Origin of the sequence: Alkalihalobacillus alcalophilus ATCC 27647 = CGMCC 1.3604 (assembly GCF_000292245.2) — a bacterium.
GTDB lineage: Bacteria > Bacillota > Bacilli > Bacillales > Bacillaceae_D > Alkalihalobacillus > Alkalihalobacillus alcalophilus.
The window spans coordinates 37463-51632 of record NZ_ALPT02000015.1; the positions used below are offsets into that span (position 1 = coordinate 37463).

Sequence of the window (14170 nt, forward strand, 5' to 3'; positions counted from 1 at the left end):
ATTAAAGAAAAAACATAAGCATATTATTGACCATTTGTCAAGTTAAGCATCCCCCCATAGGGGGAGTACCCCTCTAAGGTACTGGGGAGAAGTGCCTCTAAAATACAGCCAATGGAAAATATTTTAATGTAAATAATTACCATAACCATACAATAAAAAAGACCTCTAAGCATTTAACCTAAAGGTTAATATCAAATAAAAAATAATCACTTTCTAACTTCTATAAATAATCTCTCAAATTATCAGCAACTTCTTCAACATCTAAATCTAAATACTGAGTTGTGACAGCTAAATTAGAATGTCCTAGAGCTTTAGAGATTAAAGCAAGGTTTGCTCCTTTGTTTAACAAACTTTTGGCATAACCCCTTCTTAAAGCATGAGGATTGATATTATTAAGTCCAAACTTTTTAGCATATTTATTCAACTGTTTTGAAATGGCATTATTTGTTGATTTAGTATTTAATGATGTTCCCTTATAACTAATGAACAAGTAAGAGTTTTTCTGACCATAATACTCTCTAATTTTATTGTTCTGTTGTATTAATACTTTCAAAAGATGCAATAACTCATCATCAACTGGTAATTTTAAGAGTTTGTGATTCTTTAACACTGTTCCATCCATACAAAGTAGCTTATTGTCAAAGTCAACATGCTTCTCTTGGAGTTGTCCTAGTGTATTAATTCTCACTCCTGTCTTATAAAGTGTTAATACTGCCACAGCATCTCTTAAACCTATATAAGTATTCAAGTCTAAAAGTGACAATAACACCATTACATCATCTTCCTTAGCACCCTTTTTGACCTTTTTATCCACTTTAATATTTATTCCATGCCAAAACTTTGAACTGAACCATCCATTTTTAAAGCACTTGCTTAGGATTGCTTTTAAACATTTTAGCCTTGTCAGTTTAGTCTGATTAGATACCTGCATAGAATCAAGCCATAAATAGATTGTATCTGTAGTTATCTCTTCAAGATATTTAACATTAGTGACTTGTCTGAATTGAGTCATATACCTGATGTAATCAGTTAAAGTTCTTTCCCTGTAGCCACTAACTTTCATTTGCTGAACAATAATATCCATTACACTGTCTAACTCTCTACCTTTTGTTACACTAGGAGTCTTACCCTCCTTAATACTGTTGTTCACCTGTTTAAATGCTGAAAAATCTGCATCAACATCAAAGATACCTTTTCTCTTAGTCATACTGTTTCCTCCATTTAGCTAATTGGAGGCAATAGAAACTTGCAGTAATATTGCAGGCACAAAAAAAGAGATGCTCCCACAGTGTTCTAATCTGTGTTAACATCCCTTATCAGTATCAAACCCTGTCATATCAGGGGTTTATGTAAGATTCAATGGCGTCCCAGGAGAGATTCGAACTCCCGACCGACGGCTTAGAAGGCCGTTGCTCTATCCTGCTGAGCTACTGGGACAAAATAAAAAGCGGGTGATGAGAATCGAACTCACGACATCAGCTTGGAAGGCTGAGGTTTTACCACTAAACTACACCCGCATATTAAAGAATGAAATTTTCAATTCATGAACTTTGTTTCAATCACTTGCGACGCTTATAAATATACAGCATAATCAACTTCAAGTCAACAGTTTCCAATAAAAAAATTATATTTTTTCTTTCATTCGAACAAAACCAAGCCAACCTAGCTTATCGATTGGGAGTTGACTTTTAACTCATTGAAGTATATTGACATTATACATTTTGGCACTAGGTTAAGCAATCATGTATTTAATGTTATGAACCCATTTCGCTTGGCCACCAAACCCTGTTTTTCTTATCATCCTCTCTCTTTACACTTTAGGTACCACTTTTCACTTCATTCTTCCTCTTTTTTTGTTTCCATCTCCCTTTGGATACCACTTTTCACTTCACTCTTCCTCTTTTTTTGTTTCCATCTCCCTTTGGATACCACTTTTCACTTCACTCTTCCTCTTTTTTTGTCACCACCTCCCTTTGGGTACCACTTTTCACTTCACTCTTCCTCTTTTTTTGTCACCATCTCCCTTTGGGTACTACTTTCCTCACTCCCCTCTTCTTTTTCTTATAACCATCTCTCTTTGGGTACCACTTTTACCGATTCCCTTCTTACTTTCTTGCTTCCAAATCTCTCCTTTCCACCAAAAAAGCGCCCCGCGATAAACTCGCTGAACGCCTCTTCTATCTGTTTTCCGTTTAAATCTTATCTTACCCCTTCACTACTCGTTCAAATTGCTCTGATAGCTCTGGATACTCGTCTCCGTCGATTGTATGGAAGGTTACGCGGATATTGGCTTCATCGACTTCACAAATAACATAGGTTTGCGTCCGGGCTGGGCGAAACGGAAGACGAATACTGCCTGGGTTAATATAAACGATCCCATTTTCAGCAAAAGCTGTGGCAATATGAGAATGGCCAAAGCAGACGAGTTCAGCTCCGACTTCTTCCGCCCGATAAGTTAAATTAGTGGCTGTCATTTTGACATTGTAAAGGTGGCCATGTGTAACGTATAGTTTTACTGGTCCTAGCTGTTCTAATACTTCTTCTGGGAAGTCTTCACCATAATCACAATTTCCTCGTACGACAATCATTTCTTTTAAGACAGCGTCAGTTCCTCGCAATTCAGAATCACCGCAGTGGATCATATAATCGACCTCTTCTTTATGTCTGTCGATGATTGGCTTTAATTCACCTTGCCAGCTATGGCTATCACTTAAAATTAAAAATTTCATCCACTTACGCTCCTCTCCTAGTACCCTTTTCAAGCTATCCTTTTAGCAAATGCTGATTTTTCTTTAGCACTTCAATCGCCTTCGCTCGATGACTAATTTTATTTTTTTCAACAGGCTCGAGCTCAGCCATCGTTACCCCTTTTTCAGGCACAAAGAAAATCGGGTCATACCCAAATCCACCGTTACCTTTTGGCTCCTCTGTAATAATTCCTTCACAATCACCTTCAAAAAAGTGCGACTCTCCTGTCGGAAAAGCGAGAGCTAATGTGCAATGGAAACGAGCTGTCCTTTTATCAATTGGAACACCCTTTAGTTCAAGCAAAACTTTTTCAAGATTTGCTTGATCATCTTTTCCTTCTCCAGCATAACGAGCGGAATAAACACCAGGTTCCCCTCCTAAAGCATCAACAATTAAACCAGAGTCATCTGCTAAAACGGGGAGTTGAAATTCTTTTGCAATAACACTTGCTTTTTTCAAAGCATTCTCTTGAAAAGTTTCTCCATCTTCTACAATATCAGGGATTTCAGGATAATCAAGTAAGGTTTTAACTTCGATTCCGTCTTCAGAGAAAATGGAAGCGAGCTCTTTTGCTTTCCCTTGATTCTTAGTTGCAATAATTAATGTTTTCGCCATTTATTTCCCCTCTTTTTCGGCCGCTAAAATAAGCTTGCTAATTTCTTCCCCTAATGCTTCTTTTTGAATGAGGAAAAGCTGTTCAATCCCTTCCTCTGCATAATCTAATAATTGATTAAACTGTTGTCTCGAGAACGTTGCTTCTTCTCCTGTTCCTTGCACTTCCACAAATTGATGAGCTCCTGTCATCACGACATTCATATCCACTTCAGCGGTCGCATCCTCTTCATAACATAGATCTAATAAAACCTCTGATTCAGAATTAACCCCAACCGAAACAGCCGCGAGAAAATCTTTTACCGGCCATGCTTTCAATTTACCATCTTCTTTTAATTTATGAAGTGCTAGGGATAAAGCGATAAACGCACCTGTAATCGAGGCTGTTCTCGTTCCGCCATCTGCCTGAATGACGTCACAATCAATCCATAATGTTCGTTCTCCTAACTTTCCAAGGTCAATAACTGAACGTAAGGCTCGTCCAATGAGACGCTGAATTTCCATCGTCCGCCCTGTTACTTTCCCTTTTGTTGATTCCCGCATATTTCGCTGTTCTGTCGCTCTCGGCAACATCGAATACTCTGCCGTAATCCACCCTTTACCTTGTCCCCTCATAAATGGTGGAACCCGGTCTTCAATACTCGCTGTGCAAATGACCTTTGTTTGTCCCATTGATATAAGTACAGACCCTTCTGCATGCATCGTATAGTTTAATTCCAACTTTACAGGTCTAATTTGATTTGATTTTCTTTCATCCGTTCTCATCATGCCCTCCTTGAGTCGGTTTACTTGTTGAACCCTAAACAACCTACTGTTACTTTCATTAAAAAGGGAAAAAGAGGTAGCATCTGCTCCTCTTTATCTTTTTCCTATATCATTATAAAGAATTTTAGCTTTAACAGCAATTTGTTCATGATTTTATTTCCAATAGATAAATCTTAGTATTTACCTGTATTGATATCTTTAGGCCTAGTTAACGTTTCAACAACTTCACCAGATTCCATCATGACTTCCTCATTGCCTTCTACTAATAGTGCTACTTCCTCGACTCCTTCTTGTTCCGTTAATGTTAAGGCAAGCATGTTCAGGGCCGTTTCAGAAACAGTCGTTGTTTCGATCCCCGTTAAAAGCTCCTCACTAAAATTTAAGGTCACAACCCCATCCTGAAAAATGGGTTCATCCAATAATGTCGCACCACGGATATCGGATAATAAGCGATAACTCGTATTTGGAAGTGGCCCTGATAACAGTTCCTCCACGGCCACTTGATATGGATTATCCAAACCACTCGCGACACTTCTCGTCACAGGAACATAGTAAGTATATTCTCCATTATCACCTAAAAAATAAAGGGTCACACTTTCTGAATTCACGAGATTAACAAGACCCGCTGTTTCCAAATTGATACCATCTTTACGACTGACCCCTTCTCCAATTGGAGTATTTTGGTGTGGCATCACTTTTTGCTCGTAGCCATTAATTTGGATTTTGACACTTTCAACCGTTTCAAATTGGGTCAAGGTCCACGTAATCGCCTCAACAATTTCTCGTTCCATCTTCGGATCATATTCTCTAAATTCTTCTGAGAAATTTGCTGTCGCTACCCCGTCTTTTAAGTTGACATTCATTTCAGTCCCAGGAGGTAGTACCGCTTTAAAACCACTTGGCAACAATTCCGTTACCGGTCCACCTTCAACTAAATATTCAAGCGATTGCTGAAGAACTTCAATGTTTTTTGGCACCATAATCGTTTGTGGCACAACTAGTCCGTTTTGATCAAATAAATAAACTTCTCGCTCAACCAAATCAGCTACCGCTTCATCAACACCATCTTCTTCTGTTGCTTCGCCATCCTTCTCTTCATTTTGCTCCTCTTCTTCATCCGATCCATCGATATCGTCTTCATCTAAATCTAGTTCGTCCTCATCTTCTACATATTGGACTGGCGGAGCATCCATATCATTCATCGCATCATCTGATCCCGAAGAACAAGCTGTAGCTGTTAACGCCACAAATAAAAGCACAGGGACCCCTCTACGTAACATTTTGCGCATTGTTTTCCCTCCTTAGGTAGTTTGTACTTTTATGTATACGAGCTTATTTCCAGAATAGACCTACCTATGCAAATCTTTTTTAATTCTCAACGAAAAAATGAATAAGGGTTGTTTCTCAAATGTTAGAAAACCTGAAAAAATAGCTAAAGTTATTAAATTGCTTTGGGAATCATTGCTGCTCTTTGATTCCCTTTGCGGCTCTTATTCGATTGCTTTCTGCTTCATTGACTCTCTTTGATTCCCTTTGCTGCTGTCATTCATATGCTTTTGACCTCATTCACCTTCATTGATTCCTTTCCCCACTCTTGTTCACATTCTTTCGACTTCATTCGCCTCTTTTGAATCGTCTATTGCTCGTCAAAACCGCACAAAAAAAACTGCTAAAAAATTCAGCAGTTCCAATTCCTTTTCGCTCTATTTAATCTATGAGTTGCATATGCTCCACACATTCTACATTCATTTCAAGCCACTGATCCGCAAGAAGCTTAAATTGGGCAGCCTCTCCTGTTGTGTAAAAACGATGTTTAGGGACCCGTTTCCCTGTATAGAGCAAGCCTTGATAATATAATAAACTACTTACTTCACGGGCCGTTTCTTCGCCTGATGAAATTAATCGCACCTCTTGACCAACCGCTTCTTGAATCGGTTCTTTTAATAGAGGATAATGAGTGCAGCCTAAAATGAGCGTATCAAATTTTTTCCCTTTTAAGGTACTTAACGTACGGTTCACAACCTCAGTTGCTGTCTCTCCTCTAAAAATCCCACTTTCAACTAAAGGAACAAACGCTGGACAGGCTAAACTTTCAATTTCAATTTGACTATTAATCGCCATTAATTCTTTTTCATATGCCTGGCTTTTAATCGTTCCCTCTGTACCAATAATCGCTACATGATCATTTTGAGTTACTTTTAAGGCACTGACCGCACCTGGATGAACGACCCCAATTGTCGGGATCGTTAATGTTTCACTCACTTCTTTTAATACAACCGCCGCTGCCGTATTACATGCAATTACGAGCATTTTAATTCCTTCATCGACAAGACGATTGATCATTTGCCATGTAAACTCACGCACTTCTTCAGGGGTTCTAGGTCCATATGGACATCTTGCCGAATCGCCTATATAAATAATTTCTTCCTTTGGCAGCTGTCTTAATAATTCCTTTGCTACCGTTAAACCACCTAAGCCGGAGTCAATGACACCAATCGGTTTATTCAATCTACTTCCCTCAATTTCTAAGATTCTCTTTGTTGCTATTGTTTTACTCTTGAACGTTTCATTTCTTCATAAAGGCCTCGTAAATTCTTTTCAAATGAATCAACATCCTCTGACGAAAAATTATGAAGAATTTCTTTTAAATAATCCTGTCTTTGTACAATCACTTCATCAATAATTTCTTTGCCTTTATTTAATAAATGAATCCGTACGACTCGACGGTCACTTTGATCACGCACTCTTTCAACCAACTTATTCTTTTCCATTCGATCAATTAAGTCGGTCGTAGTACTGAAGGCTAAATACATTCTTCCAGATAAATCACCAATCGTCATATCTCCCTTTTCACTTAACCATTGTAAGGCGATAAATTGTGGTGGCGTAATTGGAAATTGAGTAAGAATCTCCCGTCCTTTTTGTTTAATCATTTGTGCTACCATTCGTAAAGAACGTTCAATCTCTATAACCTGCTGCTCCTCCAAATACTGCACCTCCCTATTATTGTGTATAAACGAATTTCGACCTTATTCTACTTTTATTTTCCCTTTTTTCTACTAAAAGATCAAGATCAAAAGAAAACTCGTCAACTAACTGCCTAGAATAGAGCACCGCTAAGGGAAGGAAGTCTTTCCTATTACACTCCACTATCCACTTTCATTCCAATACATATAATGAAAGCCGGTAACATTTTACGAATAAAATGTTACCGGCTGCTTTTCATATCAGAGGAGGGGTTTGTCCCATCCATCTAGTAATTATGGTAAAAATCGAGTTCTTACCTCTTGTTCTATTTCTTCAGATGTATCAAAAGCTAATAAACTTGTTACCCATTCTGCAGTTTCTTGTTTAGACAACTGAAGCAACTGATTTCGAGCAGGTAAAATAGATGTCGCACTCATACTAAATTCATCAAGACCAAGTCCTAATAAAATTGGAATCGCGACTTCATCACCAGCCATTTCTCCACACATGCCAACCCACTTGCCTTCTTGATGAGCAACATCGATAACATTTTTAATTAAACGAATAATGGCAGGATGGTATGGTTGATATAAATAGGAGACACGTTCATTCATTCGATCAGCCGCTAATGTATATTGAATTAAGTCATTAGTTCCAATACTAAAGAAATCAACTTCTTTTACAAAACGATCTGCTGCTGCTGCCGTTGATGGAATTTCAACCATAATGCCAATTTCAATTGAATCCGAAACTTCAATTCCTTCAGTGATAAGCTTGTCCTTTTCTTCTTGAAGGATCACTTTCGCTTGTCTTAATTCTTCCATAGCTGCGATCATCGGAAACATAATTTTTAAATTTCCAAATGAACTAGCACGTAATAGGGCTCTTAATTGAACTCTAAACATATCAGGCATCTCTAAACAAAGACGGACAGCACGCAAGCCTAAAAATGGGTTCATTTCTTCCGGTAAATCTAAATATGGAAGCTCTTTATCCCCACCAATATCTAACGTCCGAATGACAACGGGTTTTCCTTCCATCTTCTCAAGAACTGTTTTGTATGCTTCATACTGTTCTTCTTCAGATGGTAATTCATCACGACCCATATAAAGAAATTCGGTACGGAAAAGCCCAACACCTTCCGCTCCGTTTTTAATAACCCCTTCTAAATCATTGGTTGTCCCGATATTGGCTGCAAGTTCAACATGGGCTCCATCAGAAGTTAACGTTTTTTCATTGACGAGCTTTTTCCATTCTTCTTTTTCTTTCAAGAAGGAAGCTCTTTTTTCTTCATATTGTTTGATTTCCTGAGCAGTCGGGTTCAAAATGACCGTTCCATCCAATCCATCTACAATAATCGTCATTCCATTTTCGATTTGTTCGGTAATTTTTTTTGTACCAACAACCGCCGGGATTTCTAGCGAACGAGACATAATCGCAGAGTGCGATGTACGACCACCGATATTAGTAGCAAATCCTTTTACATATTCAGGATTAATTTGGGCTGTATCGGATGGAGTCAAATCATGAGCAATGACAATTGTTTCTTCCGTTATCGTTGCAAGTGAAGTTGCTTCAAAACCAAATAAATGGCTAAGCACGCGTGTTTTGACATCATAAATATCAGCCGCACGCTCTTTCATATATTCATTATCCATATTTTCAAACATCGTTATGAACATCGTCGCCACTTCATTTAATGCAAAACCAGCGTTGTATTGTTCTGTTCGAATTTTATCCTTAACCGCATCGACTAATTCTGGATCGGCTAAAACTAATAGGTGTGCAGCAAAAATTTCTGCTTTGTCTGCCCCCATTTTTTCTTCTGTCTCATCTTTAATTTTAGAAAGCTCTTGCTTTGAGATAGCAAGAGCTTCATCAAATCGTTGTACCTCGTCTTCAACGCTTTCTACCTTAGATGCCACAATATCAAACGTTGGTTCCTCATGTAAAAAAGCCTTTGCTATCGCAACACCTTGTGCGGCAGCCACTCCTTGTAAGACGGTGGAACTACTCATTACTCTCCAAGACCCTCCTTGATAATTGCCTCTAATCCATTAAGTGCATCTTGGGCATCTGATCCTTCAGCTTTAATTGTCACTTCTGCACCTTTTCCTACACCTAGAGACATTACGCCCATAATCGATTTTAAGTTTACTGATTTCCCTTTATATTCTAGGGTAATATCTGATGAATATTGACCTGCTTTGTTTACTAATTGTGTTGCGGGACGTGCGTGAATTCCTGTTTCTGCTGTAATTTTGAATGTTTTTTCTGCCATTTGACATCAACCTCTCTTTTTTAAGTTCATATAACACCGATGAAGGTTTCATCGATACTTATCATTACAAGGACTACAGATTTTATTATGGATAAAAAGGTCAGAGCTTGTTTATAAGTTGAGCTAATATCCAAAGAAGCTTCTCCTAATACAGTACCCTATATGCACCATATCTACACATCTCAAACTACGTCTAAAGTCATCTATAATTATAAAGAAGTGTTATCATATTTATCCATAAAAACACAAATCATGCTTTTAAAAGTTGTTAAAAAACCTGCCAATCCAAGTAAAGTATATCACGGTTATTTATGAACTCCAATATGTATATACAAGATTTTTTTTCATCTCTGCATTATATTATCTAAAGCATCACTAGCCGTCAAGAATAAAGGTCCTCGTCTTAGATGGTGTTTTTTTCCAAATAGTATACCTAACCGCTCTATAGGTTATCCCCCTTTTTGAAAACTTTTCTAAAACAGTAGCACACGTCTTTTCACTTTCACATATACTATGATGACTAAAACCCTTCAACTATGGGAGTTGAGTAACCCACATTCGCTCTTAGCCCGAGCAAGAAGGAGTGAACTCATGAAAGGAGCAGAATTTGGACCTAAACCTTTACTTACAAAAAGGGAGCGAGAAGTATTTGAATTGCTCGTTCAGGACAAAACTACTAAGGAAATTGCACAACAACTTTTCATAAGTGAAAAGACGGTACGAAACCATATTTCGAATACAATGCAAAAGTTGGGGGTTAAGGGGCGCTCTCAAGCAGTTATTGAACTAATAAGACTAGGTGAACTTCAAATTTAGAGACTCAGTTTTTTAATTGAGGATAAATTGTTGTATGCCTAAGATAAAAGAGCCGACCTGTGTCTTCACACAAGTCGGCCCTTCTATTTATCTCGTATTATCGGATTATCCAAAGAAGTTTTTGAATGATTGTAAAGTAGTAGAACGATTCAATGCCGCAATCGAAGTTGTTAACGGAATTCCTTTTGGACAAGCTTGAACACAGTTTTGTGAATTCCCACAATTCGCAAGTCCACCCTCGCCCATTAGTTCTTCTAAACGCTCAGCTGCGTTCATTTCCCCCGTTGGATGTGCGTTAAACAAACGTACTTGAGAAAGTGGAGCAGGTCCGATAAAATCAGATTTACTGTTCACATTTGGACATGCTTCTAAACAAACACCACAAGTCATACATTTTGATAATTCATAAGCCCATTGACGTTTTGATTCAGCCATACGAGGTCCTGGTCCTAAATCATAGGTTCCATCAATCGGAATCCATGCTTTTACCTTTTTAAGTGAATCAAACATACGAGAGCGATCAACCATTAAGTCCCGAACAACAGGGAAAGTTTTCATCGGTTCTAGAGTAATCGGTTGTGTTAATTGATCAACTAAAGCTGTACATGATTGACGTGGCTTTCCGTTAATCACCATGGAACATGCTCCACATACCTCTTCTAAACAGTTCATATCCCACGCCACCGGAGTTGTTTGTTCCCCTTTAGAGTTAACCGGGTTACGACGAATTTCCATTAAAGCGGAGATAACATTCATATTCGGGCGATAGTCTAAGATAAACTCCTCTTCATATGGAGCACTATTTTGATCGTCTTGACGGACAATTTTAAACGTTACTTGTTTTTCACTCATGATTTAGCAGCTCCTTGTTTCTTTTGCGAATAATCACGTTTACGAGGCTTGATTAAAGAAGTATCGACTTCTTCATACTCAAAATCTGGTGCCTTCGTTGTTGGATTAAATGTCGCTTTAGTTGTTTTTAAGAACTCTTCATCATTACGCTCTGGGAAGTCTGGTTTGTAATGAGCTCCACGACTTTCATTACGGTTATAAGCACCTAATGTAATAACACGTGCTAAGTTAAGCATTCCTTCTAGTTGACGAGTGAACGATGCCCCTTGGTTGCTCCATCTTGCCGTATCGTTAATGTTAATATTTTGGTAACGTTCCATTAACTCTTGGATTTTCTCGTCTGTTTTTAATAATTTATCATTGTAACGGACAACCGTAACATTATCTGTCATCCACTCACCAAGTTCCTTGTGAAGACTGTACGCATTTTCTGTTCCGTCCATTTTCAAGATGCTGTCAAATTTGTCTTGTTCTTTTTTCAATTCACGTTCAAAGACACTTGAGGCAACTGAATCTGTTGTTTTTTCTAAGCCATTGATGTAGTCAATCGCATTAGGTCCAGCAACCATACCACCATAAATCGCAGATAAAAGAGAATTGGCCCCTAAACGGTTCCCGCCATGCTGTGAGTAATCACACTCACCAGCTGCAAATAAACCAGGGATGTTGGTCATTTGGTTATAATCAATCCACATTCCACCCATTGAATAGTGAACAGCAGGGAAAATTTTCATTGGAACTTTACGAGGATCATCCCCCATGAATTTTTCATAGATTTCGATGATTCCACCTAATTTAATATCGAGTTCTTTCGGATCCTTGTGAGATAAATCAAGGTATACCATGTTCTCTCCATTAATCCCAAGCTTATCGTCGACACATACAGAGAAAATCTCACGTGTTGCGATATCACGAGGTACGAGGTTTCCATAAGCTGGATACTTCTCTTCTAAGAAATACCATGGTTTACCATCTTTATATGTCCAGACTCGTCCACCTTCACCACGAGCCGATTCACTCATAAGACGCAATTTATCATCACCAGGAATCGCTGTTGGGTGAATTTGAATGAACTCACCATTTGCATAGGCAACACCTTGCTCATACAATTTAGCAGCCGCGTAACCTGTATTAATAACTGAGTTTGTCGATTTACCAAAAATAATTCCAGGACCACCCGTTGCCATAATAACAGCGTCTCCAGCAAAATGACGGATTTCAGATGTGTGAAGATTTTGAGCTGTAATCCCACGACAGGTTCCTTCATCATCAACGATCGCAGAAGTGAATTCCCAACCTTCGTATTTCGTTACAATCCCACTCGCCTCATAGCGACGCACTTGTTCATCTAATGCGTAAAGAAGCTGTTGACCAGTCGTTGCCCCAGCAAATGCTGTACGGTGATGTTGAGTACCACCGAAACGACGGAAGTCAAGTAAACCTTCTGGCGTACGATTAAACATTACACCCATACGATCCATTAAATGAATGATTCCAGGAGCTGCCTCTGTCATCGCTTTAACAGGTGGTTGGTTTGCTAAAAAGTCTCCACCATAAACTGTATCATCAAAGTGTTCCCAAGGTGAGTCTCCTTCACCCTTTGTATTTACCGCACCATTGATTCCTCCCTGCGCACAGACAGAGTGAGAACGTTTCACAGGTACAAGGGAAAATAGATCTACAGGTACACCTTTTTCTGCTGCTTTAATTGCTGCCATAAGACCGGCTAGTCCACCGCCGACAACAATAATTCTGCCTTTACTCATCTATACCCTCTCCTTAAATGTTTGCTAATTCTGGATTAATAAATGCTAAGATGGCACGAATACCAACGAATGTTAATGCAAAGAAGATAGCCATCGTCACGTATGTAGCAATTCGCTGTGAACGTGGTGTAACGGTAATTCCCCAGGAAACTAAGAATGACCAAATTCCGTTAGCTAAGTGGAATGTTGCTGAAACGACACCAAGAATATAAAATGCAAGCATAAATGGTGAGCTTAAAATGTCAGCCATCATATCGTAGTTTACTTCTACTCCAAGTGCTGCTTGGAAACGCGTTTCGTATACATGCCAAGCAATAAAGATTAATAAAAATACACCCGTAAATCGTTGGAGCATAAACATCCAGTTTCTAAATGTGCTATAACGTTGAACATTGTTTTTTGCTGTAAACGCAATATAGATTCCATAAATTCCATGATAAAGAATTGGAATAAAGATAATAAAAAGTTCTAGTGCGTATCTAAACGGTAAGCTCTCCATAAAATGTGATGCTTGGTTAAATGCACTTGCACCACGCGTAGCGAAATGATTGACAACTAAATGCTGCACTAGGAAAATCCCAATTGGAATAACCCCTAACAAGGAGTGCAGCCGACGATTAAAATATTCTTGATTTCCAGCCATACCTTTTCCCCCCACATAAATTAATGTTTCCTATCCTGCTTGTCTTTTGGTTCCATCTACACTTTTTCTCGTATAAATATGTACCTCCCTAAAACATACAGCATGCCATCACATTTTTTGCTTTCATGAATCTTTTAGTAAGATTCTGTGAATAAAATCCGACAAATTTATTGTACTCCCATCAGATCATGTCGTCAAGAAAACGTATACATACTTTTTGTATTATTTTATAGGAAATCTCCATAACTAATTTATCAGATTATTCGGCAGTTTGAAAGCGTTAAATAGCATTTTTATAAATAACTTCCGCTTTTTATTGGATTTATTTTAACAATGGAATTTATCTCATTTTTTTGAATTTAACTCTCTGCCCACTCTTTCTAATTCGAAATTATTTTTCTGATTTTTTATCTAATTACTCAACTTTCGCAGAGTATGATTGACTCTTAATCGTTGATAGAGATTGACTTTAGGGCGATACCATACTCAAATTGACTTTACATGATCGGTTCAATCGTTGACAGTCTGAACACATCTCTTCGTAGGCTGTTGAAGGAATCTGTTCACTAAAATGAAGCGCTTCGGCTGTCGCTACCAAAACCATACTCCGCGTCCTGCGGGAACCTGGCGAGCCTCCTCGGCAAGCCTTGCGGGGTCTCGCTCCACGGTTTATTCCCGCGGGAGTCTCCGTATGGTTTTGTCCGCTAAGTGTCGTGGAGA

Annotated in this window: 13 protein-coding genes and 2 tRNA genes; 1 reads left to right on the forward strand and 14 read right to left on the reverse strand. The window is 38.5% G+C overall.

Annotated features, from left to right (window positions below; genetic code table 11):
* Positions 1–220: 220 nt before the first annotated feature.
* The 11 genes from BALCAV_RS05870 to BALCAV_RS05920 all read right to left on the reverse strand — a co-directional run bounded on the left by BALCAV_RS05870 (position 221) and on the right by BALCAV_RS05920 (position 9373).
* The gene (locus BALCAV_RS05870; protein WP_003324275.1) at positions 221–1207 is read right to left on the reverse strand and encodes a tyrosine-type recombinase/integrase; all 987 of its coding nucleotides are present in this window, start codon (positions 1205–1207) and stop codon (positions 221–223) included.
* A 153-nt stretch (positions 1208–1360) separates the two neighbouring features.
* Positions 1361–1437: transfer RNA gene (locus BALCAV_RS05875), tRNA-Arg, on the reverse strand.
* 9 nt (positions 1438–1446) lie between these two features.
* A tRNA-Gly gene (locus BALCAV_RS05880) sits at positions 1447–1517 on the reverse strand.
* 687 nt (positions 1518–2204) lie between these two features.
* Positions 2205–2729: a metallophosphoesterase family protein gene (locus BALCAV_RS05885; protein WP_003321229.1), complete on the reverse strand. Its 525-nt coding sequence runs from the start codon at positions 2727–2729 to the stop codon at positions 2205–2207.
* A gap of 34 nt (positions 2730–2763) precedes the next feature.
* The gene (locus tag BALCAV_RS05890; RefSeq protein WP_003321230.1) at positions 2764–3363 is read right to left on the reverse strand and encodes an XTP/dITP diphosphatase; all 600 of its coding nucleotides are present in this window, start codon (positions 3361–3363) and stop codon (positions 2764–2766) included.
* Positions 3364–4125: a ribonuclease PH gene (gene rph, locus BALCAV_RS05895; RefSeq protein ID WP_003321231.1), complete on the reverse strand. Its 762-nt coding sequence runs from the start codon at positions 4123–4125 to the stop codon at positions 3364–3366.
* Between the two features lie 173 nt (positions 4126–4298).
* A complete protein-coding gene (locus BALCAV_RS05900) occupies positions 4299–5414 on the reverse strand; it encodes a GerMN domain-containing protein (RefSeq protein WP_003321232.1) in 1116 nt (371 codons plus the stop codon).
* Positions 5415–5832: 418 nt separating this feature from the next.
* Positions 5833–6633 carry a glutamate racemase gene (gene racE / locus BALCAV_RS05905; protein WP_003324728.1) on the reverse strand — a complete coding sequence of 267 codons (801 nt, stop codon included), beginning with the start codon at positions 6631–6633 and terminating at the stop codon, positions 5833–5835.
* A gap of 35 nt (positions 6634–6668) precedes the next feature.
* Positions 6669–7112 (reverse strand): MarR family winged helix-turn-helix transcriptional regulator, encoded by a 444-nt coding sequence (locus BALCAV_RS05910; RefSeq protein WP_003324727.1) that lies wholly within the window; start codon positions 7110–7112, stop codon positions 6669–6671.
* Between the two features lie 273 nt (positions 7113–7385).
* Entirely contained in the window at positions 7386–9110 is a 1725-nt protein-coding gene (gene ptsP, locus BALCAV_RS05915; RefSeq protein WP_003320956.1) for a phosphoenolpyruvate--protein phosphotransferase, read from the reverse strand.
* Positions 9110–9373 carry a phosphocarrier protein HPr gene (locus tag BALCAV_RS05920; protein ID WP_003320957.1) on the reverse strand — a complete coding sequence of 88 codons (264 nt, stop codon included), beginning with the start codon at positions 9371–9373 and terminating at the stop codon, positions 9110–9112. The genes ptsP and BALCAV_RS05920 overlap by 1 nt, the downstream gene beginning before the upstream one ends.
* Before the next feature lie 591 nt (positions 9374–9964).
* Between BALCAV_RS05920 and BALCAV_RS05925 the strand changes: the two genes are divergently transcribed.
* Entirely contained in the window at positions 9965–10189 is a 225-nt protein-coding gene (locus tag BALCAV_RS05925; RefSeq protein WP_003320958.1) for a helix-turn-helix domain-containing protein, read from the forward strand.
* A gap of 105 nt (positions 10190–10294) precedes the next feature.
* Here the strand turns inward: BALCAV_RS05925 and sdhB are convergent, their stop codons facing one another.
* From sdhB to BALCAV_RS05940, 3 genes are read right to left on the reverse strand one after another with little or no spacing between them, the layout of a single operon-like run.
* Positions 10295–11041, reverse strand: coding sequence for a succinate dehydrogenase iron-sulfur subunit (sdhB, locus tag BALCAV_RS05930; protein WP_003320959.1), 747 nt, complete (start codon positions 11039–11041; stop codon positions 10295–10297).
* The gene (sdhA, locus tag BALCAV_RS05935; RefSeq protein ID WP_003320960.1) at positions 11038–12807 is read right to left on the reverse strand and encodes a succinate dehydrogenase flavoprotein subunit; all 1770 of its coding nucleotides are present in this window, start codon (positions 12805–12807) and stop codon (positions 11038–11040) included. The genes sdhB and sdhA overlap by 4 nt, the downstream gene beginning before the upstream one ends.
* A gap of 13 nt (positions 12808–12820) precedes the next feature.
* Positions 12821–13450, reverse strand: a complete 630-nt coding sequence (locus BALCAV_RS05940; protein ID WP_003320961.1) for a succinate dehydrogenase cytochrome b558 subunit — start codon at positions 13448–13450, stop codon at positions 12821–12823.
* Between the last annotated feature and the right edge of the window lie 720 nt (positions 13451–14170).

Bases quoted from the DNA above. Each gene is read 5' to 3' on its own strand.
- BALCAV_RS05885 (WP_003321229.1), bottom strand. From the start codon at position 2,729: ATGAAATTTTTAATTTTAAGTGATAGCCATAGCTGGCAAGGTGAATTA.
- BALCAV_RS05900 (WP_003321232.1), bottom strand. From the start codon at position 5,414: ATGCGCAAAATGTTACGTAGAGGGGTCCCTGTGCTTTTATTTGTGGCG.
- ptsP (WP_003320956.1), bottom strand. From the start codon at position 9,110: ATGAGTAGTTCCACCGTCTTACAAGGAGTGGCTGCCGCACAAGGTGTT.
- rph (WP_003321231.1), bottom strand. From the start codon at position 4,125: ATGAGAACGGATGAAAGAAAATCAAATCAAATTAGACCTGTAAAGTTG.
- BALCAV_RS05940 (WP_003320961.1), bottom strand. From the start codon at position 13,450: ATGGCTGGAAATCAAGAATATTTTAATCGTCGGCTGCACTCCTTGTTA.
- BALCAV_RS05920 (WP_003320957.1), bottom strand. From the start codon at position 9,373: ATGGCAGAAAAAACATTCAAAATTACAGCAGAAACAGGAATTCACGCA.
- BALCAV_RS05890 (WP_003321230.1), bottom strand. From the start codon at position 3,363: ATGGCGAAAACATTAATTATTGCAACTAAGAATCAAGGGAAAGCAAAA.
- BALCAV_RS05870 (WP_003324275.1), bottom strand. From the start codon at position 1,207: ATGACTAAGAGAAAAGGTATCTTTGATGTTGATGCAGATTTTTCAGCA.
- sdhB (WP_003320959.1), bottom strand. From the start codon at position 11,041: ATGAGTGAAAAACAAGTAACGTTTAAAATTGTCCGTCAAGACGATCAA.
- sdhA (WP_003320960.1), bottom strand. From the start codon at position 12,807: ATGAGTAAAGGCAGAATTATTGTTGTCGGCGGTGGACTAGCCGGTCTT.
- BALCAV_RS05925 (WP_003320958.1), top strand. From the start codon at position 9,965: ATGAAAGGAGCAGAATTTGGACCTAAACCTTTACTTACAAAAAGGGAG.